The organism is Streptomyces sp. NPDC107517 (assembly GCF_055582645.1).
The window spans coordinates 170940-197105 of sequence record NZ_JBVJPM010000001.1 but is presented as its reverse complement, the minus strand read 5'-3'; the positions used below and the strand labels follow the sequence as shown (position 1 = coordinate 197105).

Here is a 26166-nt window from a genome sequence, read left to right as displayed (position 1 = left end):
CGGGCTGTGCGTTGTACGTCACGCGATCGGCCGTACCCGAGGGGTACGCGCGTTCGGTGGCGGCTTCGCGGGACATGGCTGTGCCCGGCGTCGTCATTGGCGCCGGGCACAGGATCCAGGGGGCGTGACGGCCGCTAGGCGCGGCCCGCCGACTTCTGGGTCTTGCGGGTGACCGAGTCGATGACGACCGTGGCGAGGAGCACACCACCGGTGATCATGTACTGGATCGGGGTGGCGATGCCCTGGAGGGCCAGGCCGTACTGGATCGACGTGATCACGAGGACACCGAGCAGGGCGTTCCAGGTGCGGCCCCGGCCGCCGAAGAGGCTGGTGCCGCCGATGACGGCCGCCGCGATGACGTTCATCAGGAGGTCGCCGGAACCGGCGCTCTGGTTGGCCGCCGCGATCTTGGAGGCCCAGAAGAGGCCGCCGACCGCCGCGAACAGACCCGCGATGGCGAAGACCGAGACGCGGACCGCCGTGACGTTGATACCGGCACGGCGCGACGCCTCGACGCTGCCGCCGAGTGCGAAGACCTTGCGGCCGTACGAGGTACGGCGCAGCACGAAGTCGGAGGCGACCAGGACGATCGCGAACAGCAGCACGGCGAGCGGCAGGCCCTTGTACTGGTTGAACATGATCGCCACGGCGAAGGCCGCGATCGCGAGCAGCAACGTGCGCAGCACGAGCTCACTCAGCGGGCGGGACGGGATGCCGGCGGCCTCGCGACGCCGGTTGCCGAGGAACGCCGTCAGGAAGTACGCGGCGACCGCGACGATCGCGAGGCCGTAGGCGGCGGCGACATCGGAGAAGTAGTACGTGGTGAGCTTGCCGACCACGCCGTCGCCGTCGATGTTGATCGTGCCGTTGGAGCCGAGGATCTGGAGCATGAAGCCGTTCCAGAACAGCAGGCCGGCCAGGGTCACGGCGAACGCGGGGGCGCCGATCCGGGCGAAGAAGAAGCCGTGCAGGGCGCCGATGACGGCACCGGCGGCGAGCGCGGTGAGGACCGCGAGCCACTCGTTGACGCCGTGGGTGACGCTCATCACGGCCGTGATCGCCGCGGAGACACCGGAGACGGAGCCGACCGAGAGGTCGATCTCGCCGAGCAGCAGCACGAAGATGATGCCGACCGACATCATGCCCGTCGCGACCATGGCGACGAAGATGTTGTTCAGGTTCTCCGCGCCCAGGAACGCCGAGTTGAGGCTCTGGAAGATCGCGCAGATGACGATCAGGCCGATGACGACCGGGGTGGCGCCGAGGTCGCCGGCGCGCATCTTGCGCTTGAACTCGCCTATGTAGCCCGCGAATCCCTGCTCACGCACGAGGAGGCGGGGGTCGATGGCCACGCTCGCGTCACCCGCGGCCGCCGGGGCGTCCACGGCGGCGTGCGGCTTGTCGGTCTTTTCGATGCTCACTTCTGAGCCTCCGCGTTGCTGCGCGCCGCACGACGGGTCACGGCGTTGTCCGTGGCGCCGGTGATGGCGGAGATGATCTCTTCCTGCGAGGTCGTCCTGACCTCGAACACACCGTTGTTGCGGCCGAGCCGGAGGACGGCGACCTTGTCGGCGACGGCCTTCACATCGGCCATGTTGTGGCTGATGAGGATGACCGCGTGCCCGCGCTCGCGAAGACGCTCGACGAGGTCGAGGACCTGCGCGGTCTGCTCGACGCCGAGGGCTGCCGTCGGCTCGTCGAGGATGACCAGCTTGGGCTCGCCGAGCATGGAGCGGGCGATGGCCACGACCTGGCGCTGACCGCCGGAGAGCGAGGCGATCGGGATGCGCACGCTCGGGATGCGGATGGAGAGCGTCTCGAGGAGCTGCCTGGAGCGGCGCTCCATCTCGACCTCGTCGAGGACACCGCGGCGCTTGAGCTCACGGCCCAGGAAGAGGTTGCCGACGACGTCGATGTTGTCGCACAGCGCGAGGTCCTGGTAGACGGTCGCGATGCCCAGGTTCTGGGCGTCGTGCGGCCGGTTGACCGCGACGGCCTTGCCGTCCCACTCGATGACACCGTCATCGATGGGGTGCACACCGGCGATCGTCTTGACAAGGGTGGACTTTCCGGCACCGTTGTCGCCGACCAGGGCGACGACCTCACCGGCGTGGACCTCAAGCTCTACATCGGTGAGCGCCTGGACGGCACCGAATCGCTTGGAGACTCCGCGCAACGCCAGCACGGGCGTAGCGGACACGTGAACCATCTCCTTCGCCGCCAAAGGCCTGACCCGGCGGGAGGTTGAACAGAAGACTGAGAGGGGGGTGCGTACGTGCAGGGATGGTGCTGTCGTACGTCGTTCCGTCCGGCGCCCCGCCGTTGAGCTTGCGGGGCTGTCGGCGGCGGGGCGCCGGACGTGCTCACACGGGGCGCTCCTTCAAGGTGCGCTCATGTCCCGTGCAGGACAAGGGAGTTGCCGAAGGCGACTCCGGCCCGGTTACTTCAGGCCGATCTTGTCGCAGGCGGCCTTGTACTTGGGCGTGCAGATCTCGCTCAGGGTGTAGTAGCCCTGCTTGACGACCGTGTCCTGGATGTTGTCCTGGGTCAGGGAGACCACCGGGACGATCACGGAGGGGACACCCTTCGCGGTGCCGCTGTCGACCGTGCCGGTCTTGATGGAGTCGAGGCTCTCACCCTTGGCGACGGCGACGGCCATCTTGGCGACGGTCTCGGCCTCCTGCGGGTACGACTTGAACACGCTCATGTTCTGGTCGCCCGTGACGATGCGCTGCACACCCGCGAGCTCGGCGTCCTGGCCGGTGACCGGCGGGAGCTTGCTCAGGCCCGCGCCCTTGAGCGCGGTGATGATGCCGCCCGCCATGCCGTCGTTGGCGGAGTAGACACCGGCGATCTTGTCCTTGCCGATCGCGGAGATCGCGGCCTCCATGTTGGAGTTGGCGTTCTCCGGCTTCCACTCCTTGGTGTCGTAGGACTTGGCGATGCCCACCTTGCCCTTGAGCACCGAGAGCGCGCCGTCCTTGAACTGCTTCGCGTTCGGGTCGGTGACCGCGCCGTTCATCATGACGATCTTGGAGCTGGGCTTGGCCTTGTCGCCCATGGCCTTCAGCAGCGCCTCGCCCTGCGTCTTGCCGACCTCGGTGTTGTCGAACGAGGTGTACGCGTCGATCGGACCCTCGGCCAGGCGGTCGTACGCGACGACGGGGATGCCCGCGTCCTTGGCCTTCTTCACACCGCCGGCGACCGCCTTGTAGTCGACCGCGTCCAGGATCAGCACGTCGACCTTCTTGGTGATCATCGTGTCGATCTGCTGGGACTGGACGGTCGCGTCCTGCTTGGCGTTCAGGTACTCGACCTTGCCCTTGCCATTGGTCAGCGTCGAAATCTGCTTCTCAATGATCGGCTTGTCGAACTTCTCGTAGCGCGCGGTCTGGTTCTCCGGCAGCAGCAGGCCGACGGTGATGGCGTCGCTCTTCTTGGAGCTCGTCTTGTCGCCGCTGTCCTTGCCGCCGGACTCCTTGGCGCTGCCGCAAGCGGCGAGAGAGACAGCCATACCAGTGGCACAGAACGCAACGGCGGCACGACGCATACGCGTGTTCACTTCAGAAACCTCCCTGACGAGGCCGCGACGTTGCGGCCGAGGTAGCGGGAAGTCAACTCGGCCGCAACCTCGGCGTCAAGGAGTAAATCCTTAACGAGATGGCAACGGTGTCATGCGTTCTCTAAGTGAAGGCAGGCGTGGCCACGGCCAGAGATCCGTCCAAAAGGGTCGAATCGCCCATCTCGCTGAGCGCCAGGGCGAGCGCCCCGAGCACCTCCGCGCGGCCGCCCAACGCCCCTGGAAGGACGGACAGTTGGCGCGCCGCACTGGGGATCGCATAGCGCCCCACGGACTCCCTGATGGGCCCCAGGACCAGCTCTCCGGCCTCCGCCAGATCGCCGCCGAGGACGACCCGGCTGGGGTTGAGCAGGTTGCAGAGATTTGCGACACCACTGCCGATGTGACGGCCCACGTCGGCGATCACCCGCCGGCACCCCGGGTCGCCGTCCCGCGCGAGCCGCACGACGGACTCCATGGTCAGCCCGGTGCCGTGACTGGACTCAAGGAGCGGCAGCACGTAGCGCGCCGCGGTGAAGGTCTCCAGGCAGCCGCGGTTGCCGCACCGGCAGACGGGACCCGACTCGTCGAGGGTGATGTGCCCGATCTCGCCCGCGGTCCCGCCCGGGCCCCGGTAGATCTTCCCGTCGATCACGAGCCCGGCGCCGACACCGCTGGCGACCTTGATGTACGCGAGGTCCTTGACGCCACGCCCGCTGCCCCAGACCAGCTCGCCGAGGGCGCCCAGGTTGGCGTCGTTGTCGACGTGCACGGGCACCCCCAGGCGCCTGCTCATCTCCTCGGCGGGCTTGGTGCCGGTCCAGCCCGGCAGGATCGACGTGGAGCCCAGCGTGCCGCTCTCGACGTCGATGGGGCCCGGTACGCCGAGCCCGACGCCCGCCACCTTCGTACGGTCCACGCCGGTGGCCGCCACGAGCCGCTCGACGAGCTCCTCGGCCCGGTCGAAGCCCTGCGCCGCGGAGGCGTCCACATCGAGGGGTTCGGCCTCCTCGGCGAGCACCTGGTGGGCGAGGTTGCCGATCGCCACGCGCAGGTGGGTGTGGCCGAAGTCGATGCCGATGACGATGCCCGCGTCGCCGCTGAGCGAGACGCTGCGGGCCCTGCGTCCGCCGGCCGAGGTGGGCGTGACCTCGACCGTTCCCCCGTCCTTGAGCTCCCGGACGATGTTGGAGACCGTCGCCGCGGACAGGCCCGTCGTCCTCGCGATCTCCGCCTGCGTGAGCGAACCCGCGAGCCGCACGGCGCGTACGACCCGCTCCAGATTGGCCCGGTGCAGCGACGACTGCGACCCCGGAGTCTCCATTGACTCTCCACCCTTAGCCCCTGGCTCGCGTCACACCGGGTGACTGAGCCTTGTACAAGTTATGAACTCCAAACTCCGCTGGATGCACCGGTGGCGTCAAGCCCTTGACAGAAATCGGTTCCATCCGCCGTACACAGGGGTCGGGCCCCGGAGAGTTGTCTCTCCGGGGCCCGACCCTTGTGCGCAGCGGGTGAAGCAGCGGTTACGTGATGGCGTCGGCCGCCGGACCGGCCGAGCGACCCGGTCGGCCGTACGGCGCGACGGTGGGCGTCAGCGGAAGGTGCCCTGCGACACCGAACCGGCGATCCGGCGCTGGAAGATGATGTACACGATCAGTACGGGCACCACCGTGACCACGATCGCCGCGAACAGCGCGCCGTAGTCGATGTCGTAAACCTGCGAGGACGCGTAGGCGGACATCCCCTGGGTCAGGACCCACTTGTCCTGGTTGGTGTTGAGCGCCACCGGGAGCAGGAACTGGTTCCACAGCCCCAGGAAGTTGAAGATCGCCACCGCGGCCATGCCCGGACTGGCCATCGGCAGCATCACCTGGAAGAACGCCCGCCAGTCACCGGCACCGTCGATCAGCGCGGCCTCGTACACGTCGTGCGGCAGCGACCGGAAGAACGCGTAGAGGAAGAACACCGTGAACGGCAGCGCGAACGCGACATAGGTGAGGATCAGCCCCGGACGCGTGTTCAGCAGCCCGAAGTTCTGCAACTGGAAGAAGAGCGGCACGATCGCCAGAAAGACGGGGAAGGTCAGCCCGGCGAGCATCACGTAGTAGATCAGCCGGCGGCCGGGGAATTCGAACCGAGCCAGGATGTAGGCGCACATCGCGCCCAGCAGCATCACCAGGACCAGCGCGGAGACCACGACGATCACCGAATTCAGGAAGTACTTCCCGATGTTCGCGTCGGTCCACGCGTGCTCGTAGTTCTCGATCCTCCAGTGATCCGGCAGCGTGAACGGCGACGACAGGATCTCGCTGGTCGACTTGAAGGACGACACCAGCACCCACAGCATGGGCACGATCACGATCACGGACCACAGGATCAGCAAGCCGTGCGAGAGCGCCGCGAACCTGCGGTCGCTGCTCACGACGGCTCTCGTCAGCTTCCGGTCTCGCGCCGGCTTGAGGTCACTCGCCTGCTTCCGGTCGGCGGCTATGGCGCTCACTGGGCACCTCCCTTGGCTCCGGCACGCCGAGCCTTGAACCCAGACGCTTTCTTCTTGCCCTCGCTCTCGCCGCCGCCCGTCAGGCGGTTGACGGCGAACACCAGCGCCGCGAACACCAGGGTTACCACGGCGAGGACGACCCCCATCGCGGTGGCGTATCCGAACTGCCCCTTCCGGAAGGCGGTGTTGAACAGATCCTGGCTGATCGTCAGGGTCGAGTTGGCCGGCCCACCGCCCGGCAACAGCGCCTGTACGTAGACGAACGCGTCCAGCGCGGCGATGCCCAGGTAGATGTACGCCGTCTGCACGCTGTCCCGGATCGCCGGCAGGGTGACCGAGATCGTCATCCGGAAACGGCCTGCCCCGTCGATCCTGGCCGCCTCGTACAGCTCGGCGGGGACTCCCTTGATCGCGGCGATGAAGAGCACCGCGTAGAACCCGACGAGCCCCCAGACGATGACGAACATCAGGGCCGGCATCGCGGTCGACTCCTGGCCCAGCCAGGAGAACTCCTCGAAGTCAAGACCGAGTTTGGTGAGGATGCCGTTGAGCAGGCCGGCGTTCGGGTCGTACATCTGCGCCCAGATCAGGCCGACGATGATCGCCGGCACGACATACGGGAAGAACGAGACGATGCGGTAGAACGACGCGCCCCGGATCCCTCGGACGGGGCCGATGCTGGGCCCGCCCAGGGTGACGGCCACCGCTACCGCCAGGGCGAGCGTCAACGTCACCAAGGGCACGAAGGCCGCCAGCAACGCGACATTGCGCAACGCCTTGAGGAAGATGTCGTCCTCGAGCAGCTTGGTGAAGTTGTCCAGCCCGATGAAGTCGTAGTCCGGGCTGAAGCCGCGCCAGTTGGTCATCGCCCAGAAGATCGCCTGAACGAAGGGGTACAGGACGAAGAGTACGAAGATGGCCAGCGGTACACCGAGGAACGCGAGGAAGAACGTCACCCGGTCGAAGGTGAGCTTGCGGCGTCGGGGACGCCCGCCGCGAGCGGCCGGCGTCGGCCGGCCGCTCGCGGTGTCGGAGGTGGTGATCGTGTCTTTCATCGCAGTGCTAGCTGACCTTGATCTTGTCGACGGAGTCGTCTTCCCGGACCTTGTCGGAGATCTTCTGCAGCGCCGAGGTCAGGCCCTTGGCGTCGAGGTCACCGGCGAGGAACGAGTTCCACGGCACCAGCTGGTCGGTGTTCATGCCGTAGGCCTCGACGAAGTTGTAGGTGAAGATGTTGGTGCCGGCGGCCTCCAGCATCTTCGTCTGCGAGACGAGGGCGGACGATCCGTAACCGTCGGCGGGCACGGTGCCCTTGACGATCGTCGGGGCCAGCTTCGTCTTGGAGAAGTTGGCCGCCGCCTTCTCGGACAGCATCGCGCGCAGCACTTCCTTGCCGCCGGCCGGGTTCTTGCCCTGCTTGGGCACGATGAACGGCTCGCCCGCGGCCGCGCGCAGCGACTCGTAGGGCATCTTCGGCTTGTCGGTGAGCGTCATCGACGGGAAACCGGTCATCTGGAAGTCGGCCTTGGTGGCCTTCTTCATCTCGTTCTCGATCCAGCCACCGGACGGGTAGAGCAGCGCCTTCTGGTCGTTGCTCCAGATCGCCTGCGCCTTCTGGAACTGGGTGCCGGAGCCACCGGGGACGAACATCTTCTGCTTGACCATGGTCTCCATGACCTTGATGACGCCCTGGATGGCCGGGTGCGACCAGCAGCCCTTCTCCAGGTTCTCCAGAGCGAGCCGGACCTCGTCGCCGCCCTCCTTGATCGCCGAGTCGATCAGGAGCGTGCGGTAGTAGGTCGCCGCTTCCTTGCCGTGGACGAAGAGGTACTTGCCCTTCCGCTTCGCCTTCTGGCCGAGGTCGAGCGCCTCGTCCCACGTCTTCGGCGGGGTCCAGCTGTTCTCCTCGAACAGCGTCTTCGAGTACCAGACGCCGTACACCGTCATCACGTAGTTGAGCGCGACGAACTTGTCCTTGAACGTGCCGGGGGCCTTGACGCCGGGGTAGACGATGTCGGCGATCTTCTTGCCCTCGTACGTGTTGGCCTCGAAGAGGTCGTCGAGTTCCTCGAGCTGGTCGAGGATGCTGAGGAAGCCGATCTGGTCCTCACCGGAGTTGTCGATGAGGTCCGGCGGGTTGCCGCCGACGAACCGGGGCTGGAGCTCCGGGGCGATGTCGACGACCGGCTTGACCTGGACCTTGAGACCCTTGATCTGGTCCCCGACGACCTTGTTGGTGTAGTCGACGTAGTCGGTGCCGTAGCCGCCGTCGAAAATGGCCGCGTCGACCTTGGAGTTCGCGGCGACACCGAACGGGTTCTTGGCACCCTTCTTGCCCTTCGGGCCGCCGTCACCGTTGTCCTTGCTGGAGGGAGAGCCACACGCAACCGCGAACGAACCCATGGCTGCCGTTGCGATCGCCCCGCGCAGGAGCGTCCGCCTGTCAAGAGAGCCGGCACGAATGGTCATCTCTGCATCCTCACTGATCGATTGGATCTGTACGGTTTTGCTGCGTGTTCGGCTGCCGGACCGGGTTGGCCCCGTGCTTGCCGCACTTCTCTTTGAGCGCGTCCTGGTGTGGGTCTCCGCCTGAGACATCGGCGGAGATGCACATCGGGTCGTTCAGCCGTCGTCTCGGAGCCGCCCGGCGGCACCGATGGTGATCAGCTGAGCGATATCGGAAAAGCGGTCGCCGGGGCCGCGGTCGGAGCGACAGTCGCGCTCCGCTCGATCAGATCGCGATGGCCTACGCCGGGGGTGGATCCCATGCTCAAGTCCTCGCCTTCTCCAGGACTCAGGCGGTGAACCGGATCCTCCCCGGCACCGCGGTGACGTGCTGTGTCGTACCGGGGACGAATCCCCGGACCCCGGACCGGAATTGCATCAGCGGAACTCGTCCGGAAATGCACTGGCCCGAGGGAACGCAGTTGGAGCTGGGTGGTACTGGAAAGTCCGGGCTCTGCAGAGATGTACGGCAGTCGGTGCGTTCGCATGCTTCGCCGTTTCCCCCCTCCCCCGGGTCCTGCCCCCGGTCGCGAGACCGTCCGGGCCGGACGCCGACAGGTATAGTCCACTTCGCGGCAACTGGGCAAGATCGAATGCAGGTTTGGACGGCGTTCTTTCCCGAGTTGAGACCTCTCGGATATATGAGGCACCCATGAGCGGCCCGTGCGTGCCCTGAACGACCGATGACCTCGCTTAATGGATGGTCGCGCCAGTCTTCTCGTCCCGCACGTCGCACACGCCGGTCCCAACACCCTTGACACCACGGGCGACTTACCTCCCTACTGGACCCTGCGCTGCGAACTGACAACGTTGTCTCACGCCGGGAGGGCGCTCGCGAATGGACGGCAGATCCAGACACAGACTCAAGACCACGGCCGCCCTGGGGGCGGCCTCACTCGCACTCGTCGCCGCCGGCCAGGGAGCGTCCGCCGCGTCCCCCGGCCAACAGCCGGGCGCCGAGCGCGAGTTCAGCTCCTCGTTCGAAACGGGAGATCCCGCCCCCACTTGGCTGAACACCGTCGATACCGCCGCGGACGGCACGAAGCGGTCGTCAGGGGTCGACGGCGGCGACAGCGGAGGATTTCCGGGCAATGTCAACAGCCATGTCACGGAGGTCCGCGCCAGCGACGAGAACACGGGTGGCGGTGAGACCAAGGAGAACCTCATCGACGGCGAGTCGAGCACCAAATGGCTCTCCTTCGAACCGACGGCCTGGGTCGAGTACGACCTGGACGCACCGGCCAAGATCACGACGTACGCCCTGACGTCGGCCAACGACCACGCCGAACGCGACCCGAAGGACTGGACCCTCAAGGGTTCCACCGACGGCAAGGAGTGGACGACGCTCGACACCCGCACGGGGGAGAGCTTCGCCGACCGCTTCCAGACCAAGAAGTACGACCTCCAGAACCCGGCCGAGTACCAGCACTTCCGGATCGAGTTCACCAAGAACAACGGCGCGGGCGACGCCACGCAGCTCGCCGACCTCCAGCTGGCCACCGCCGACACCGGCTCGCCCACGCCCGGCGACATGCTGTCCCTCGTGGACAAGGGCCCCAGCGGCTCACCCACCGCGAAGGCGGGCGCGGGCTTCACCGGCAAGAAGGCCCTGCGCTACGCGGGCACGCACAAGGCCGACTCACGCGCGTACTCGTACAACAAGGTCTTCGACGTCGACGTGGCCGTCGCCCGTGACACGGAGCTCTCGTACAAGATCTTCCCGTCGATGGCGGACGGCGACCGCGACTACGACGCCACGAACGTCTCCGTGGACCTCGCCTTCACCGACGGCACCTATCTGAGCGACCTGAAGGCCACCGACAGCAACGGCGGGCTGCTGACGCCTCAGGGCCAGGGCGCGGCCAAGCGGCTCTACGTCAACCAGTGGAACGCCGTCGCCTCCTCCATCGGCTCGGTCGCGGCCGGCAAGACCGTCGACCGGATCCTGGTGGCGTACGACTCGCCGAAGGGCCCGGCGAAGTTCCGCGGCTGGGTCGACGACATCTCGCTGAAGGCCGCGAAGGCGGAGCCGCCGAAGGCGCATCTGTCGGACTACGCGGTCACGACCCGCGGCACGAACTCCAGCGGCGGCTTCTCGCGCGGCAACACGTTCCCGGCCACCGCGGTCCCCCATGGCTTCAACTTCTGGACGCCGGTGACCAACGCCGGCTCGCTCAGCTGGCTCTACGACTACAGCCGCGACAACAACGCGGACAACCTGCCGACGATGGAGGCGTTCAGCGCCAGCCATGAGCCCAGCCCCTGGATGGGCGACCGGCAGACGTTCCAGATGATGCCGTCGGCGGCGTCCGGCACCCCGGACACCTCCCGCACCGGCCGCGCGCTGCCGTTCAAGCACGAGAACGAGACGGCCCGCCCCTACTACTACGGGGTGCGCTTCGAGAACGGCCTCAAGGCCGAGATGACGCCGACCGACCACGCGGCGATGCTGCGCTTCACCTACCCCGGTGACGACGCGAGCGTGATCTTCGACAACGTCTCCGACCAGGCGGGCCTCACGCTCGACAAGGACAAGGGCATCGTCACCGGCTACTCGGACGTGAAGTCCGGGCTCTCCGCGGGCGCGACCCGGCTCTTCGTCTACGGCGTCTTCGACACCCCGGTCACCGGCGGCGACTCCACCGGCCCCAAGGGCTACCTCCGCTTCAAGCCGGGCGCCGACAAGACGGTCACCCTGCGTCTCGCGACGTCCCTGATCGGCATCGACCAGGCCAAGGCGAACCTCGCGCAGGAGCTGCCGTCCGGCTCGTCGTTCACGTCCGTACGGGACAGCGCCCGCGCGCAGTGGGACAAGCTCCTCGACAAGGTCGAGGTGGAGGGCGCCACGGCCGACCAGCGCACCACCCTCTACTCGTCCCTGTACCGGCTGTACCTGTACCCCAACTCCGGCTTCGAGAAGGTCGGTTCGAAGTACCAGTACGCGTCCCCGTTCTCGCCGATGCCGGGCCCGGACACCCCGACCCACACCGGCGCGAAGATCGTCGACGGCAAGCCGTACGTCAACAACGGCTTCTGGGACACGTACCGCACGACCTGGCCCGCGTACTCGCTCCTGACGCCGAAGAAGGCGGGTGAGCTCGTCGACGGGTTCGTGCAGCAGTACAAGGACGGCGGCTGGATCTCGCGCTGGTCGTCGCCGGGTTACGCGGACCTGATGACCGGCACGTCGTCGGACGTGGCGTTCGCCGACGCGTACGTCAAGGGCGTCAAGTTCGACGCGGAGGCGGCGTACAAGGCGGCCCTGAAGAACGCGAGCGTCGTGCCGCCCGCGGCCGGCGTGGGCCGCAAGGGCATGCAGACGTCGCCGTTCCTCGGCTACACGAGCACGGACACCCACGAGGGTCTGTCCTGGGCGCTCGAGGGCTACATCAACGACTACGGCATCGCGCAGATGGGCCAGGCCCTCTACAAGAAGACCGGCGAGAAGCACTACCAGGAGGAGTCGGAGTACTTCCTCAACCGGGCCCGCGAGTACGTGAACATGTTCGACCCGAAGGCGGGCTTCTTCCAGGGCAAGAGCGAGAAGGGCGACTGGCGCGTCGAGTCGTCGAAGTTCGACCCGCGCATCTGGGGCTACGACTACACGGAGACCAACGCCTGGGGCTACGCGTTCACCGCCCCGCAGGACTCGCGCGGACTCGCCAACCTCTACGGCGGCCGCGACGCCCTCGCCAAGAAGCTCGACACGTTCTTCGCCACCCCGGAGACGGCGACGAACGACGTCGCGGGCTCGTACGGCGGCGTCATCCACGAGATGACGGAGGCGCGTGACGTCCGGATGGGCATGTACGGCCACTCGAACCAGGTCGGGCACCACATCACGTACATGTACGACGCGGCCGGCCAGCCGTACAAGACGCAGGAGAAGGTCCGCGAGGTCCTCTCCCGCCTCTACACGGGCAGCGAGATCGGCCAGGGCTACCACGGCGACGAGGACAACGGCGAGCAGTCGGCCTGGTACCTCTTCTCCTCGCTCGGCTTCTACCCGCTGGTCATGGGCAGCGGTGAGTACGCCATCGGCTCCCCGCAGTTCACGAAGATGACGCTGCACCTGGAGAACGGCAAGGACCTCGTCGTCAAGGCCCCGAAGAACAGCGCGAAGAACATCTACGTGCAGGGCCTGAAGGTCAACGGCAAGAACTGGACGTCGACGTCGCTGCCGCACTCGGTCGTCGCGAAGGGCGGGGTCCTGGAGTTCGCCATGGGCCCGAAGCCGTCGAAGTGGGGCACGGGCAAGAACGCGGCGCCGGTCTCCATCACGCAGGACGACAAGGTGCCGTCGCCGCGCAAGGACGCCATCACGGGTTCGGGTCCGCTGTTCGACAACTCCTCGGCGACGAGCGCGAGTGCGGAGTCGGTGGACCTGCCGGTCGGCACTGACGGCGCGAAGGCCGTGCAGTACACGCTGACGTCGGACGACAGGACGAAGGCCCCGGCGGGCTGGAAGCTGGAGGCCTCGGCCGACGGCTCGTCGTGGAAGACGCTGGACCAGCGTTCCGGCGAGTCCTTCTCCTGGGACAAGCAGACGCGGGCGTTCTCGGTGAGCGAGCCGGGCACGTACAAGCACTACCGGCTGGTGTTCACCGGTGGGGCCGCGACGGTGGCGGAGGTGGAGCTGCTGTCGTGACGGACTGAGTGACGCGATCAACGGGCGGGGCGGGACCGGCAGTTGCCGGTTCCGCCCCGCCCGCCGTCGTGGGGTCAGCGCGGCTCGCGCAGGCCCGCGACGAGGAGCCCGACCAGCCGGCGCGCGTCGTAGCGGGGGTCGTTCTCGGCGCCGATGCAGAGGTTTCCGATGCCGCGCATGAGCTGGTAGGCGTCGAGGTCGGCGGCACGGATCTCGCCGGAGGCGACGGTGGCGTCGAGGAGCTGGGTGCACACCGGCACGAGGCGGTCGAGGAAGTAGGCGTGCAGCGTCTCGAAGCCGGCGTTGTCGGCCTGCATGGCCCCCGCGAGACCGTGCTTGGTGACCAGGAAGTCGACGAAGAGGTCCACCCACTGCCCCAGCGCGACGTGCGGTGTCGGGGCCGCCGCGAGGAGGGCGGGGCCGGCCTCGGCGCAGGCCTCGACCTGGTGGCGGTAGACGGCGATGACGAGGTCCGCCCGGGTCGGGAAGTGGCGGTAGATCGTACCCATCCCGACGCCGGCCTTCGCCGCGATGTCGCGTACCGGCGCTTCCACACCCGAGGCCACGAAGACCGCGGCGGCCGCGTCAAGGAGGGTCTGCTGATTGCGCCGGGCGTCCTTGCGCTTCGATCCGGCCGCGCCTCCCGTGCCCTGACCGCTGTCGTTCACCGCAGCGCTCCTTCCCTGTTCCACGAGACCCGGAGGCCCCTGTTCTACGAGACCCGGAGGCCTTGATGCCTGCAAAGCGGAACAGCGCTCCGTATCGTTAGCGGAGCGAGGTTCCGTTTCACTCATGATGTCAGACCGGGCTACCGGCGGACAAGCAACCGAACGGATGGCACTGCCATGCCCGACTCCCACACCGCGAACGCGCCGAAGTCCGCGGCCGCACCCACCCCCGTGATCTCCGCGAAGCCGGTCGTCCTGCCCGCCCCGGGCCGCGGCGAGGACCTCCGGGTCCGCGTGTCCGCGCCCGCGACCGGCACGGACCTGCCCGTCATCGTCTTCTCGCACGGCTTCGGCTGGTCGATGGACGGCTACGCCCCGCTGGCGGATCACTGGGCCGCACACGGATTCGTGGTCGTCCAGCCCACCCACCTCGACTCGCGGACGCTCGGCATCCCCGCCGACGATCCCCGTACGCCGCGGATCTGGCGCATCCGTATCGAGGACCTCACGCGGGTGCTGGACGGGCTCGACGTCCTGGAGGCCGCCGTTCCGGGCCTCGCCGGGCGCGTGGATCACGACCGCATCGCTGTGGCCGGCCACTCCTGGGGAGCGCAGACGGCGAGCACGCTGCTCGGCGCGCGCGTCCTCGACGCCGACGGCGTTCCCGGCGAGGACATGTCCGACCCGCGCGTGAAGGCGGGTGTGCTGTTCGCCCTGACCGGCCTGGGCGACGACCTGACACCCTTCGCGCTGGAGCATCTCCCCTTCATGAGGCCGTCGTTCGACACCATGACCCCGCCGGCGCTGATCGTCGCCGGGGACAGCGACCGGTCCCACCTGTCCACCCGCGGACCGGACTGGTTCACCGACGCCTACACGTACAGCCCCGGCAGCAAGAGCCTGCTCACCCTGTTCGGTGCCGAGCACTCGCTCGGCGGCATCCCCGGCTACGAGGTCGCCGAGACGACGGACGAGTCCCCCGCTCGCGTGGCCCTGCTCCAGCAGCTCACCACGGCCTTCCTGCGCAGCGCCCTCTCCCCCGAAGACACCGCGTGGAAGACGGCGACCACTGCTCTCGACGACGACCCCGACCCGCTGGGGACCCTGCGGAGCAAGTAGCAGCGCGCCGGCGACAGGGACTGAACCTCAACGGCGGACGTTCACGCCCGCACGGCTGATCCACGCACCAGCCACGCGACCGCCGCGCCGAGCACGAGGCACACGACGGCGAGGCCCCACAACAGGCCGTGGAACGCCGAGTCGTAGGTGCGCTCGCTGCCGAGGCGGACGTGTTCAGGAGCGAATCGCAGGGGACGTCCCAGACGTGCCCCTGTTGCAGGAAGCGCGATCCCCGGAACCGTCTCCGCTGCGGCAGAGAATTCGCTTGTGTCCACTGCGGACACATCGACCACGCGGACCGCGTAGCCGTCGCTGGAAATCGAGGCCCGTGCACGCCGGATGGGCGGCACGGCAATCAACAGCACGCGCAGTCCCCGTGACGGGGCGAGAGGCCGGGCAACCGGCACTCGGAGCGTGCAGCACTGGCCGCCGCCCCCTGAGGGGCGACGGCCAGGAAACCCTGGGCACTCATGCCCAGGGGCACATCACTTGCGGATCAGGCTGCGGAGCACGTACTGCATGATGCCGCCGTTGCGGTAGTAGTCCGCCTCGCCGGGGGTGTCGATGCGGACGACCGCGTCGAACTCCACACCGGTGTCGGTGGTGACCTTGACCGTGCGCGGCGTGGTGCCGTTGTTGAGCTCCTCGACGCCGGTGAAGGAGAAGGTCTCCTCGCCGGTCAGGCCGAGGGACTCGGCCGAGGCGCCCTCCGGGAACTGGAGCGGCAGGACGCCCATGCCGATGAGGTTCGAGCGGTGGATGCGCTCGTACGACTCGGCGATGACGGCCTTGACGCCGAGGAGCGCGGTGCCCTTGGCGGCCCAGTCGCGGGACGAGCCGGAGCCGTACTCCTTGCCCGCGAGGATCGCGAGCGGGGTGCCCTGCTCGATGTAGTTGCGCGAGGCGTCGTAGATGAACGACACCGGAGCGTCGGCCTGGGTGAAGTCGCGGGTGTAGCCGCCCTCGGTGCCCGGCGCGATCTGGTTGCGCAGGCGGATGTTGGCGAACGTGCCGCGGATCATGACCTCGTGGTTGCCACGGCGGGAGCCGTAGGAGTTGAAGTCACGACGCTCCACACCGTGCTCGGTGAGGTACTTGCCGGCCGGGGTGTCGGCCTTGATCGCACCGGCCGGGGAGATGTGGTCGGTGGTGACCGAGTCGCCCAGCTTGGCGAGGACGCGCGCGCCCGTGATGTCGGAGACCGGGGTGGTCTCCATCGTCATGCCCTCAAAGTACGGGGGCTTGCGGACGTAGGTGGACTCTGTGTCCCACTCGAAGGTGTTGCCGGTCGGGATCGGCAGGGCCTGCCACTGGGCGTCACCCGCGAAGACGTCCTGGTAGGACTTGTTGAACATGTCCTCGCCGATGGAGTTGGCGACGACGTCGTTGACCTCGGCCTCCGTCGGCCAGATGTCCGCGAGGTAGACCGGCTTGCCGTCCTGGTCGATGCCCAGGGCGTCCTTGGTGATGTCGACCTTCATCGAACCGGCGATGGCGTACGCGACGACCAGCGGCGGGGACGCCAGGTAGTTCATCTTGACGTCGGGGTTGATGCGGCCCTCGAAGTTGCGGTTGCCGGACAGGACCGACGTGACCGCCAGGTCGTGCTCGTTGACCGCCTTCGAGACCTCCTCGGGCAGCGGGCCCGAGTTGCCGATGCAGGTGGTGCAGCCGTAGCCGACGAGGTTGAAGCCGACCTTGTCCAGGTACGGCGTCAGACCGGCCTTGTCGAAGTAGTCGGTGACGACCTTCGAGCCCGGGGCGAGGGTGGTCTTGACCCACGGCTTGCGGGTCAGGCCCTTCTCCACGGCCTTCTTCGCGACGAGCGCGGCGGCGACCATCACGTACGGGTTCGACGTGTTGGTGCAGGAGGTGATCGCGGCGACGGTGACGGCGCCGTGGTCGATCTCGTACGTCGAGCCGTCGGGGGCCGTGACCAGGGTCGGGCGCGACGGGACGCCGTTGGCGGCGGCCGGGGAGTCGGAGGCCGGGAAGGACTCCTTGCCCGCCTCGTCGTCGTCCTCGACGTAGTTGCGCACGTCGAGCGCGAACTGCTGCGCGGCGTTGGCGAGGACGATGCGGTCCTGCGGGCGCTTCGGGCCGGCGATCGACGGGACGACCGTGGAGAGGTCGAGCTCCAGCTTCTCGGAGAAGTCGGGCTCGGCGGCCGGGTCCAGCCAGAGGCCCTGCTCCTTGGCGTACGCCTCGACGAGCGCGACCTGCTGCTCGTCACGGCCCGTCAGCTTCAGGTACTTCAGCGTCTCGTCGTCGATCGGGAAGATCGCGGCGGTGGAGCCGAACTCCGGCGACATGTTGCCGATGGTGGCGCGGTTCGCCAGGGAGGTGGCGGCGACGCCCTCACCGTAGAACTCGACGAACTTGCCGACGACACCGTGCTTGCGCAGCATCTCGGTGATCGTGAGCACGAGGTCGGTGGCGGTGGTGCCGGGCTTGAGCTCACCGGTGAGCTTGAAGCCGACGACGCGCGGGATGAGCATGGAGACCGGCTGGCCGAGCATCGCGGCCTCGGCCTCGATGCCGCCGACGCCCCAGCCGAGGACGCCCAGGCCGTTGACCATCGTGGTGTGCGAGTCGGTGCCGACGAGGGTGTCGGGGTACGCCTGACCGTTACGGACCATGACCGTACGGGCGAGGTGCTCGATGTTGACCTGGTGCACGATGCCGGTGCCCGGCGGGACGACCTTGAAGTCGTCGAACGCGGTCTGGCCCCAGCGCAGGAACTGGTAGCGCTCCTTGTTGCGGCCGTACTCCAGCTCGACGTTCTGGCCGAAGGCGTCCTTCGTACCGAACTTGTCGGCGATGACGGAGTGGTCGATGACCAGCTCGGCCGGGGAGAGCGGGTTGACCTTCGCCGGGTCGCCGCCGAGCTCCTTCACGGCCTCACGCATGGTGGCGAGGTCCACGACACAGGGCACACCGGTGAAGTCCTGCATGATCACGCGGGCGGGCGTGAACTGGATCTCCTGGGACGGCTGGGCCTGGGAGTCCCAGCCGCCGAGCGCACGGATGTGGTCGGCGGTGATGTTCGCGCCGTCCTCGGTGCGGAGCAGGTTCTCAAGGAGAACCTTCAGGCTGTAAGGGAGGCGCGCGGAGCCCTCGACCTTGTCCAGCTTGAAGATCTCGTACGACTCGTCGCCCACGCGCAGCGTGCTGCGGGCGTCGAAGCTGTTCGCCGACACGACAGTCTCCTTCATATATGTGCGCGTTCCACCGCATCCTGCCGCCACGACGATTTCGCCGATCCGCTAAGGTAAGGCTAAGTTAGGTAACCCTTACCAAGCATGGCGGCTGCGGTGTGCCTCTGTAGATATCTCGATGTCGAGATAACTCTAATACATGAGGCCGGACTGGTCATGCCCGGCCTCGGCCGAGGCGCCCCGCCGCACCACCGGCGGACCGCCCCCCTCATCGTCCCGCACACGCGCCCGCGCGCCACCAGGGCCGATTGACGGCCCGTCACTCCAATGGACCCCCCGGAATGCGGCATCTCATATCTGAGATAGCCTGCCGACATGGCAGACGACTACCTCGTACGCATCGGCAAGCTCATCCGTGACGCCCGTCAGCACCGGGGCTGGACACAGTCGCAGCTTGCCGAGGCGCTCGGTACCAGCCAGAGCGCCGTCAACCGCATCGAGCGCGGCAATCAGAACATCAGCCTTGAGATGATCGCCCGCATAGGCGAAGCGCTCGACAGTGAAATCGTCTCTCTGGGCTACTCGGGCCCGATGCACCTGCGCGTGGTCGGCGGCCGCCGCCTGTCCGGGGCGATCGACGTGAAGACGAGCAAGAACGCCTGCGTGGCGCTGCTGTGCGCCTCGCTCCTCAACCGGGGCCGCACCGTCCTGCGCCGCGTCGCCCGCATCGAGGAGGTCTACCGCCTCCTCGAGGTCCTGAACTCCATCGGCGTCCGCACCCGGTGGATAAACGGCGGCGTGGACCTGGAGATCGTGCCGCCGGCCGCCCTCGACATGGACGCCATCGACGCGGCCGCCGCCCGGCGCACGCGCTCGATCATCATGTTCCTCGGCCCGCTCCTGCACCGCCTCGACCACTTCAAGCTGCCGTACGCGGGCGGCTGCGACCTCGGCACCCGCACCATCGAGCCGCACATGATCGCGCTGCGCCGGTTCGGTCTGGACATCACGGCGACCGAGGGGCTCTACCACGCGCAGGTCGAGGCGGGGGTCTCCCCCGGCCGGCCGATCGTGCTGACCGAGCGCGGCGACACCGTGACCGAGAACGCGCTGCTCGCGGCCGCCCGCCACGACGGCACCACCGTCATCCGCAACGCGTCCTCGAACTACATGGTCCAGGACCTCTGCTTCTTCCTGGAGGCCCTGGGCGTACGCGTCGAGGGCATCGGCACGACCACCCTCACCGTGCACGGCGTGCCGCAGATCGACGTCGACGTGGACTACTCGCCGTCCGAGGACCCGGTCGAGGCGATGAGCCTGCTGGCCGCCGCGGTGGTCACCGAGTCCGAACTGACGGTGAAGCGGGTGCCGATCGAGTTCCTGGAGATCGAGCTCGCGGTCCTGGAGGAGATGGGCCTCGACCACGACCGCACGGCCGAGTACTTCGCGGACAACGGCCGCACGCGCCTGGTGGACCTCACCGTCCGGCCCTCCAAACTGGAGGCGCCGATCGACAAGATCCACCCGATGCCGTTCCCGGGCCTCAACATCGACAACGTGCCCTTCTTCGCGGCCATCGCCGCGGCGGCGCAGGGCCAGACCCTCATCCACGACTGGGTCTACGACAACCGCGCGATCTATCTCACCGACCTGAACCGGCTCGGCGGGCGCCTCCAGCTGCTCGACCCGCACCGCGTCCTCGTCGAGGGCCCGACGCGCTGGCGCGCCGCCGAGATGATGTGCCCGCCCGCGCTGCGCCCCGCCGTCGTCGTGCTCCTCGCGATGATGGCCGCCGAGGGCACGTCCGTGCTGCGCAACGTCTACGTGATCAACCGCGGCTACGAGGACCTGGCCGAGCGGCTCAACTCCGTCGGCGCGCAGATCGAGACGTTCCGGGACATCTGAGTCGATCGACGCCGTTCAGGGCCGCGGGAAGAGGTTGAGCAGTTCCTCTTCCGCGGCCCATCGGCGTATCTGCTCCACGATCAGGCGCTCGGCGCGCGGGCGGAAGGCTGCCGAACCGCCCGCCACGTGCGGGGTGATGAGGACTCCGGGGGCGTGGCGCAGGGCGTGGTCCGCGGGGAGGGGCTCCGGGTCGGTGACGTCGAGCGCGGCGCGCAGCCGGCCCGTGGCGGTCTCGGCGAGCAGGGCCTCGGTGTCGAGGGTGCGGCCGCGGCCGACGTTGACGACGAGGGCGCCGTCCGGCAGCGCGGCCATTTCCTTCGGGCCGAACAGGCCGACCGTGGCCGGGTTCTCGGGCAGGACGAGGACCACGATGTCGACGCCGGGGAGCAGTTCGGGCAGGTCGGCGATCGCGTGGACCCGCTCGTCGGGGCGGGCGCGCCGGGCGACGCGGACGACGTCCGCCTCGCAGGCGAGGAGCCGCGTCTCCAGGGCCGAGCCGATCGACCCGTAGCCGACGATCGCGACGCGGCTGTCCGCGAGTGAGCGCGTGAAGTGCGGGTCCCAGCGGCCCGCCACCTGGTCGGCCGCCCAGCGGGGCAGTTCGCGCTGGGCCGCGAGGACGAGGCCCAGCGCGTGCTCCGCGGTGGAGGCGTCGTGCAGGCCGCGGCCGTTGTGCAGGGAGACACCCTCGGGCAGCAGCGGCTGGAGCTTCTCGACTCCGGCGCTCAGGCACTGGACGGCGCGCAGGCGCGGGAGCCGGGGCAGCAGGCTGTCCGCGTCGGGGACCGCGTAGGGCATGACCCAGAACTCCACGGCGTCCAGGACGTCTTGCGGGAGTTCGGACGCGGGCGTCGCTCCGTCCCACACGTGGACGCGGACGCCGTCGGGCCAGGGGCCGTGGCGCTGGTCGAGTTGCGGCCAGGGGACGAGCACGTCGGTTTCGGTCATCGCGGGTTTCTCCTTCGGCTGCTTCCGTCGCGGCGTGCGGGCGAACCATTGACCCCGCCGCCGCTCCCTCGTAACGTCTTCCCGCCCAGTGAAACACTTTCCATCTCACGGAAAACAGGGGGTCAAGGGATGACAGCGCCGTCGCCCTCCCGGCCGTCCACCGGCGGCTTCTGGAGCTCGACCCGCGCCCGGCACCTGATACCGGTCGCGTTCATCACGTACTCGCTCGCCTATCTCGACAAGTCGAACTACGCGATCGCCTCCGCCGGCGGCATGGCCGACGAGCTGCATCTGTCCGCGGGCCTCGACTCGCTGATCGCCGCGTCGTTCTTCCTCGGCTACTTCATCTTCCAGATCCCCGGCACGATCTACGCCGAGCAGCGCAGTGCGCGCCGGCTCGTCGCCTGGTCGACGGTGCTGTGGGGGCTGCTCGCCGTGGTGCAGGGCCTGCTGAGCAGCCCGGGACAGCTGATCGCCGTGCGGTTCGCGCTCGGTGTCGTCGAGGGCGCGGTGCTGCCGTCGATGGTGATGCTGCTCAGCCGCTGGTTCACACACGGCGAGCGCGGCCGCGCCAACACCCTGCTCATCCTGGGCAATCCGGTCACCGTGATGTGGCTCTCCGCTCTGTCGGGCTGGCTGGTGTCGGTGACGGACTGGCGCGTGATGTTCATCGTCGAGGGCGTGCCCTCGGTCATCTGGGGCCTGCTCTGCCTGCGGCTCATCAAGGACCGCCCCGAGGACGCCGAGTGGGTCGCGCCGAGCGAACTGGAGGCTCTGCGCGAGGACCGCGCCCCCGCTGGTGCCGCCTCCGGGAACCTGCGCGAGGAGTACGGCAGGGTCCTGCGCTCGCGCCCCGTGCTGCTGATGTCGGTGCAGTACTTCTTCTGGTCGTTCGGCATGTACGGCTTCATCTTCTGGCTGCCGTCGATCGTGAAGAAGGGCTCCGGCGAGGGCATCGGCGCCACCGGTCTGCTGACCGCCGTGCCGTACGCGTTCGCGGTCGTCGCCATGCTGCTCAACTCCCGCCTGTCCGACCGCAGCGGGCGGCGCAAGGCGGCCGTGTGGCCCTGGCTCGCCGTCGGCGGCCTCGCCCTCTTCGGCTCCTACGCGGCCGGGTCCCACTTCCCCGTGGCGCTCGCGCTGCTCGTGGTGGCGGGCCTGTGCCTGTACGCGCCCTACGGCCCGTACTTCGCCCTCGTCTCCACGCTCGCCCCGGCGGGCGTCTCGGGCGCGGCGGTGGCGCTGGTCAACTCGTTCGGCGCGCTCGGCTCGTTCGCCGGGACGTATCTCGTGGGCTGGGTACGCGGCACGTCGCTCGGCGACGCGGGGGCCTTCGCGTTCATGGCGGCGGGCGCGCTGGTCTCGGCCGCGCTGATGCTGGCGGTGCACGAGCCCCGGCCGTCCGGCACCCGCCCGGGTACGGTGAACCGGCAGCCCACCGCTGCCACCACCACCTGAGTGCGCCGGGGACCGGTCCCGGCGTACGGGCGCAGCACACGGGAGACGAGCAGCGTGACCACGACGTCCGGCGACGACATGCTCGGCCGGGGCCTGCGACTCCTCACCGTGCTGGCCGACCATCCCGCGGGCCTGGGGGTGAGCGCCGCGGCCCGCGCCGCGGCGCTCCCGGTCAGCAGCGCCCACCGGCTCCTCGGCCGGCTCGCCGCCGAACGGTTCGTGGCGTACGACGAGGACACCCGGCGCTACGCCCTGGGGGTCCGGGTGCTCGAACTGTCGCGGGGTTTCCAGCGCTCACCGGCCGGCTACTCCGCGGCGGCGGCGCCCATGCGCAGGCTCGCCGACCGCACGGGCCTGCCCGCCATCGCGGGCATCCTCCACGACGCGGACGTGCTGCTCGTCCTCACCGCTCAGGGCACCCAGCACCTCCAGCTGCGCAGCGCGGAGGGCACCCGCAACGCCTGGCACGCGACGTCGCTCGGCAAGGTCCTCGTCGCGGGCCTGCCCGAGCGTGAGCGCGACGAGCTGCTCGCGGCCGGGCTGGCCGCGGTGACCGACCGCACGGTGACCGACCCGGCGGCGGTCCGCAAGGAGCTCGACGCCGTGCGCGAACGCGGCTGGGCCGAGGTCGACGAGGAGAACGAGGTCGGTGTCCGGTCCGTCGCCGTCGCCGTGCCCTCCCCGCACGGCGAGGCGCCGCGCCTCGCCGTCTCGCTGGGCGCGGCCGTCGCCCTGACCGGCGCCGACGAACTGCGCGCGCACGTCCCGGCCCTGCGTGCGTGCGCGGAGGACATCGCGGCGCACATGGACCACTGAGCAGGTCCGCGGGTGTGACGGCCGCCGCCCGGTGACATTCATCCCGGGGAGGGCGGCCACGGGGCCCCCACCGCTCCCGGGAGGAACGCACGATGACCGAGCTGATGAAGGCCGTCCAGTACCGCGCGGTGGGTGCCGCCCCCGAAGTCGTGCAGATCCCCGTGCCCGCCGCCGGTCCCGGCCAGGTGCTCCTGCGCGTGACGGCGGCCGGTGTCTGCCACTCCGACATCGCCGTGATGAGCCTGCCCGCCGAGCAGCTGGGCTTCCCGCTGCCGCTCACGCTCGGCCACGAGGGCGTCGGCACGGTCGCGGCGGTGGGTGACGGGGTGACGGCCGTCGAGGTCGGCGACGCGGTCGCCGTCTACGGGCCGTGGGGCTGCGGCACCTGCGCCAAGTGCGCGCAGGGCAAGGAGAACTACTGTCCGCGCGCCCGGGAGCTCGGCATCTTCCCGCCCGGCCTCGGCGCGCCCGGCGCCATGGCCGAGTTCATGGTCGTGGACAGCCCCCGCCACATCGTGCCGCTCGGCAGCCTCGACCCGGTGCGGGCGGTGCCGCTGACGGACGCCGGACTGACCCCGTACCACGCGATCAAGCGGTCGCTGCCGAAGCTGGTGCCGGGGTCGGCGGCCGTCGTGATCGGCACGGGCGGGCTCGGGCACGTCGCGATCCAGCTCCTGCGCGCGCTGTCCCCGGCCTGGGTGATCGCGCTCGATGTGAACGAGGAGAAACTCGCGCTCGCCCGTGAGGTGGGCGCCCACGAGGCGATCCTGTCGGACGCCGAATCCGTGGGAATGGTGCGGGAGTTGACCGGCGGCAGGGGCGCCGAGGCGGTCTTCGACTTCGTCGGGGCCGCGCCCACGGTGGCCATGGCGGGCAGCTGTGTGGCGGTCGAGGGCGATGTCACCATCGTGGGCCTCGGCGGCGGCAGCCTCGCGGTCGGCTTCGGCACGACACCGTACGAGGTGTCGGTGACCGCCCCTTACTGGGGCAGCCGCGGCGAGCTGATGGAGGTGCTCGACCTGGCGCGGGCCGACGTCGTCTCCGTGCACGTGGAGCGGTACGGCATCGACGACGCGCCCACCGCCTACCAGCGGCTGCACGACGGGACGGTGCGCGGACGCGCGGTGATCCTGCCGCAGGAGTGACGGCCGGCCCCGCGCGTCGGGGTGCGGGCATGCTGTTCGGGCTCGATGCCGGGGTTCACCGGCCGGGGCCGGCGCGGACCTGGGCCTGCTCCGGCACGACCGCCAGCCCGTCCAGTTCCACCAGTGCCTGCTCGTCCCACAGCCGGGTCGTGCCGATCACCGCCATCGCCGGATAGTCGCGGCCCGCCGACTCGCGCCAGATGCGCCCGAGTTCACGGGCATGGGTGCGGTAGTCGGCGATGTCGGTGGCGTAGACGGTGACGCGGGCGAGGGTGTCGGGGGTGCCTCCCGCGTGGCGCAGTGCGGTGAGGAGGTTGGTCAGGGCCCGCTCGAACTGCTCCGGGAGCGTGTCGCCGGTGATCTTGCCGTCCGCGTCGAGGGCGGTCTGTCCGGCGAGGAAGACCAGGCGGCCGCCGGTGGCGGTGACGGCGTGCGAGAAGCCGGTGGCCGGGGAGAGTTCGGGTGGATTGATCCGCTCGATACGGCTCACGCGTACAACTCCTTGGCGATGATCGCGCGTTGGACCTCGCTGGCCCCTTCGTAGATGCGGGGTGCCCGCACCTCGCGGTAGAGGTGTTCGAGCAGGTGGCCCCGTTGCAGGGCGCGGGCGCCGTGCAGCTGGACGGCGCTGTCGACGACGTGCTGGGCGGTCTCGGTGGCCAGGAGCTTCGCCATCGCGGCGCGCTGCGGCACGTCGGAGGCGCCCACGTCGTACGCCGAGGCGGCCGCGTAGACCATGAGGCGGGCCGCCTCGGTGCGCAGGGCGAGATCGGCGACCTGGTGGGCGACCGTCTGGAGATCCTTCAGCTTGCCGCCGAACGCGTCGCGCCGGGCGGTGTGGTCGAGCGTCGCGTCGAGCGCGGCCTGCGCCATGCCCACGGCGAAAGCCCCGACGCTCGGGCGGAAGAGGTTCAGGGTGGTCATCGCGACGCGGAAGCCGCGGTCCGGTTCACCGAGCACGTCGTCGGCGGTGACGGGGACCGCGTCGAAGTCGAGGGAGCCGATGGGGTGCGGGGAGAGCATGTCGAGGGGGGTGCCGGTGAGGCCTGGGCGGTCCGCCGGGACCAGGAAAGCGGTGACGCCACGGGCGCCGGCGTCCTGGGCCGTACGGGCGAAGACGGTGTAGAAGTCGGCGTCGGGGGCGTTCGAGATCCAGGTCTTCTCGCCGATGAGGCACCAGCCTCCGGTGCCGTCGGGCTCGGCGCGCAGGGAGAGGGCCGCTGCGTCGGAACCCGCGCCCGGCTCGCTGAGCGCGAAGGCGGCGACGGCCGTGCCGTCGCTGACGCGCGGCAGCCAGTGCGCGCGCTGCGCGTCGGTGCCGTACGCGTGCACGGGGTGTGCGCCGAGTCCCTGAAGGGCGAGAGCGGTCTCGGCCTCCGTGCAGACGCGGGCGAGGGACTCGCGCATCAGGCACAGGTCGAGGGCGCCGGAACGGAACAGCCGCTCCAGGAGGCCGAGCCGGCCGAGCTCGGTGACGAGCGGCCGGTTCACCTTCCCCGGCTCGCCCTTCTCGGCGAGGGGTGCGAGCCGCTCGGCGGCGAGCGCGCACAGCTCGGCACACCAGGCGGTCTGTGCTGGATCGAGCGAGAATGACGGAGCTGCGGACTGTGCGGTCATCTGTCGGCGCCTCCCGGTTCGCCGGCTCCGGGCCGGCCCCGTCACGTTATCGCGGACCGTTGACTGTCGTCACCATCACGATACGCTCGTTCCGCGAGCCCACCGACACCTGTTTGC

Annotated in this window: 19 protein-coding genes; 7 read left to right on the top strand and 12 right to left on the bottom strand. The window is 69.2% G+C overall.

Annotation, left to right across the window (positions count from 1 at the left end):
- Positions 1 to 134: 134 nt before the first annotated feature.
- The 7 genes from ACZ67T_RS00855 to ngcE all read right to left on the bottom strand — a co-directional run bounded on the left by ACZ67T_RS00855 (position 135) and on the right by ngcE (position 8531).
- Positions 135 to 1421 (bottom strand): sugar ABC transporter permease, encoded by a 1287-nt coding sequence (locus ACZ67T_RS00855; protein ID WP_469980743.1) that lies wholly within the window; start codon positions 1419 to 1421, stop codon positions 135 to 137.
- Complete coding sequence (locus ACZ67T_RS00850; RefSeq protein WP_469980742.1) at positions 1418 to 2209, bottom strand: ATP-binding cassette domain-containing protein; 792 nt, start codon at positions 2207 to 2209, stop codon at positions 1418 to 1420. The genes ACZ67T_RS00855 and ACZ67T_RS00850 overlap by 4 nt, the downstream gene beginning before the upstream one ends.
- A gap of 231 nt (positions 2210 to 2440) precedes the next feature.
- Complete coding sequence (locus ACZ67T_RS00845; RefSeq protein WP_469981343.1) at positions 2441 to 3550, bottom strand: sugar ABC transporter substrate-binding protein; 1110 nt, start codon at positions 3548 to 3550, stop codon at positions 2441 to 2443.
- A gap of 133 nt (positions 3551 to 3683) precedes the next feature.
- Positions 3684 to 4883, bottom strand: coding sequence for an ROK family transcriptional regulator (locus tag ACZ67T_RS00840; RefSeq protein ID WP_469980740.1), 1200 nt, complete (start codon positions 4881 to 4883; stop codon positions 3684 to 3686).
- 270 nt (positions 4884 to 5153) lie between these two features.
- Positions 5154 to 6062 carry a carbohydrate ABC transporter permease gene (locus tag ACZ67T_RS00835; protein WP_469980738.1) on the bottom strand — a complete coding sequence of 303 codons (909 nt, stop codon included), beginning with the start codon at positions 6060 to 6062 and terminating at the stop codon, positions 5154 to 5156.
- Positions 6059 to 7117, bottom strand: coding sequence for a carbohydrate ABC transporter permease (locus ACZ67T_RS00830; RefSeq protein WP_469980736.1), 1059 nt, complete (start codon positions 7115 to 7117; stop codon positions 6059 to 6061). Before ACZ67T_RS00830 ends, ACZ67T_RS00835 begins: the two co-directional genes overlap by 4 nt.
- 7 nt (positions 7118 to 7124) lie before the next feature.
- On the bottom strand, positions 7125 to 8531 hold the full coding sequence (gene ngcE, locus ACZ67T_RS00825) for an N-acetylglucosamine/diacetylchitobiose ABC transporter substrate-binding protein (protein ID WP_469980735.1): 1407 nt from the start codon (positions 8529 to 8531) through the stop codon (positions 7125 to 7127).
- Positions 8532 to 9405: 874 nt separating this feature from the next.
- Between ngcE and ACZ67T_RS00820 the strand changes: the two genes are divergently transcribed.
- Entirely contained in the window at positions 9406 to 13215 is a 3810-nt protein-coding gene (locus ACZ67T_RS00820) for a GH92 family glycosyl hydrolase (RefSeq protein WP_469980734.1), read from the top strand.
- A gap of 74 nt (positions 13216 to 13289) precedes the next feature.
- On the opposite strand, the gene ACZ67T_RS00815 is transcribed toward ACZ67T_RS00820, so the two are convergent.
- Positions 13290 to 13883 carry a TetR/AcrR family transcriptional regulator gene (locus tag ACZ67T_RS00815; RefSeq protein ID WP_469980732.1) on the bottom strand — a complete coding sequence of 198 codons (594 nt, stop codon included), beginning with the start codon at positions 13881 to 13883 and terminating at the stop codon, positions 13290 to 13292.
- 177 nt (positions 13884 to 14060) lie between these two features.
- Here ACZ67T_RS00815 and ACZ67T_RS00810 point away from each other — a divergent pair, with 177 nt between their 5' ends.
- Both ACZ67T_RS00810 and ACZ67T_RS00805 read left to right on the top strand, forming a co-directional pair.
- On the top strand, positions 14061 to 15002 hold the full coding sequence (locus ACZ67T_RS00810) for an alpha/beta hydrolase family protein (protein WP_469980730.1): 942 nt from the start codon (positions 14061 to 14063) through the stop codon (positions 15000 to 15002).
- A gap of 128 nt (positions 15003 to 15130) precedes the next feature.
- Complete coding sequence (locus tag ACZ67T_RS00805; RefSeq protein ID WP_469980728.1) at positions 15131 to 15382, top strand: zinc ribbon domain-containing protein; 252 nt, start codon at positions 15131 to 15133, stop codon at positions 15380 to 15382.
- Between the two features lie 105 nt (positions 15383 to 15487).
- On the opposite strand, the gene acnA is transcribed toward ACZ67T_RS00805, so the two are convergent.
- On the bottom strand, positions 15488 to 18202 hold the full coding sequence (acnA, locus tag ACZ67T_RS00800) for an aconitate hydratase AcnA (protein WP_469980726.1): 2715 nt from the start codon (positions 18200 to 18202) through the stop codon (positions 15488 to 15490).
- Positions 18203 to 18535: 333 nt separating this feature from the next.
- On the opposite strand from acnA, the gene ACZ67T_RS00795 reads away from it, so the two are divergent.
- Positions 18536 to 20065 (top strand): helix-turn-helix domain-containing protein, encoded by a 1530-nt coding sequence (locus ACZ67T_RS00795; RefSeq protein ID WP_469980724.1) that lies wholly within the window; start codon positions 18536 to 18538, stop codon positions 20063 to 20065.
- Positions 20066 to 20080: 15 nt separating this feature from the next.
- On the opposite strand, the gene ACZ67T_RS00790 is transcribed toward ACZ67T_RS00795, so the two are convergent.
- The gene (locus tag ACZ67T_RS00790; RefSeq protein WP_469980722.1) at positions 20081 to 21013 is read right to left on the bottom strand and encodes a 2-hydroxyacid dehydrogenase; all 933 of its coding nucleotides are present in this window, start codon (positions 21011 to 21013) and stop codon (positions 20081 to 20083) included.
- Positions 21014 to 21142: 129 nt separating this feature from the next.
- On the opposite strand from ACZ67T_RS00790, the gene ACZ67T_RS00785 reads away from it, so the two are divergent.
- The 3 genes from ACZ67T_RS00785 (at position 21143) to ACZ67T_RS00775 (ending at position 24432) form a co-directional block, all read left to right on the top strand.
- The gene (locus tag ACZ67T_RS00785) at positions 21143 to 22471 is read left to right on the top strand and encodes an MFS transporter (RefSeq protein ID WP_469980721.1); all 1329 of its coding nucleotides are present in this window, start codon (positions 21143 to 21145) and stop codon (positions 22469 to 22471) included.
- A 54-nt stretch (positions 22472 to 22525) separates the two neighbouring features.
- Entirely contained in the window at positions 22526 to 23287 is a 762-nt protein-coding gene (locus ACZ67T_RS00780) for an IclR family transcriptional regulator (RefSeq protein WP_469980719.1), read from the top strand.
- Between the two features lie 104 nt (positions 23288 to 23391).
- Positions 23392 to 24432, top strand: a complete 1041-nt coding sequence (locus tag ACZ67T_RS00775) for an NAD(P)-dependent alcohol dehydrogenase (RefSeq protein ID WP_469981342.1) — start codon at positions 23392 to 23394, stop codon at positions 24430 to 24432.
- A gap of 55 nt (positions 24433 to 24487) precedes the next feature.
- Here the strand turns inward: ACZ67T_RS00775 and ACZ67T_RS00770 are convergent, their stop codons facing one another.
- Positions 24488 to 24922 (bottom strand): RidA family protein, encoded by a 435-nt coding sequence (locus ACZ67T_RS00770; protein WP_469980718.1) that lies wholly within the window; start codon positions 24920 to 24922, stop codon positions 24488 to 24490.
- The gene (locus ACZ67T_RS00765) at positions 24919 to 26049 is read right to left on the bottom strand and encodes an acyl-CoA dehydrogenase family protein (RefSeq protein ID WP_469980716.1); all 1131 of its coding nucleotides are present in this window, start codon (positions 26047 to 26049) and stop codon (positions 24919 to 24921) included. The genes ACZ67T_RS00770 and ACZ67T_RS00765 overlap by 4 nt, the downstream gene beginning before the upstream one ends.
- Positions 26050 to 26166: the final 117 nt, after the last annotated feature.

Excerpts from the sequence above, each read along its gene's own strand:
- ACZ67T_RS00785 (WP_469980721.1), top strand. The coding sequence starts at position 21,143 with ATGACAGCGCCGTCGCCCTCCCGGCCGTCCACCGGCGGCTTCTGGAGC.
- ACZ67T_RS00790 (WP_469980722.1), bottom strand. The coding sequence starts at position 21,013 with ATGACCGAAACCGACGTGCTCGTCCCCTGGCCGCAACTCGACCAGCGC.
- ACZ67T_RS00795 (WP_469980724.1), top strand. The coding sequence starts at position 18,536 with ATGGCAGACGACTACCTCGTACGCATCGGCAAGCTCATCCGTGACGCC.
- ACZ67T_RS00775 (WP_469981342.1), top strand. The coding sequence starts at position 23,392 with ATGAAGGCCGTCCAGTACCGCGCGGTGGGTGCCGCCCCCGAAGTCGTG.
- ACZ67T_RS00810 (WP_469980730.1), top strand. The coding sequence starts at position 14,061 with ATGCCCGACTCCCACACCGCGAACGCGCCGAAGTCCGCGGCCGCACCC.
- ACZ67T_RS00820 (WP_469980734.1), top strand. The coding sequence starts at position 9,406 with ATGGACGGCAGATCCAGACACAGACTCAAGACCACGGCCGCCCTGGGG.
- ACZ67T_RS00765 (WP_469980716.1), bottom strand. The coding sequence starts at position 26,049 with ATGACCGCACAGTCCGCAGCTCCGTCATTCTCGCTCGATCCAGCACAG.
- ACZ67T_RS00845 (WP_469981343.1), bottom strand. The coding sequence starts at position 3,550 with ATGCGTCGTGCCGCCGTTGCGTTCTGTGCCACTGGTATGGCTGTCTCT.
- ACZ67T_RS00850 (WP_469980742.1), bottom strand. The coding sequence starts at position 2,209 with ATGGTTCACGTGTCCGCTACGCCCGTGCTGGCGTTGCGCGGAGTCTCC.
- ACZ67T_RS00830 (WP_469980736.1), bottom strand. The coding sequence starts at position 7,117 with ATGAAAGACACGATCACCACCTCCGACACCGCGAGCGGCCGGCCGACG.
- ACZ67T_RS00840 (WP_469980740.1), bottom strand. The coding sequence starts at position 4,883 with ATGGAGACTCCGGGGTCGCAGTCGTCGCTGCACCGGGCCAATCTGGAG.
- ngcE (WP_469980735.1), bottom strand. The coding sequence starts at position 8,531 with ATGACCATTCGTGCCGGCTCTCTTGACAGGCGGACGCTCCTGCGCGGG.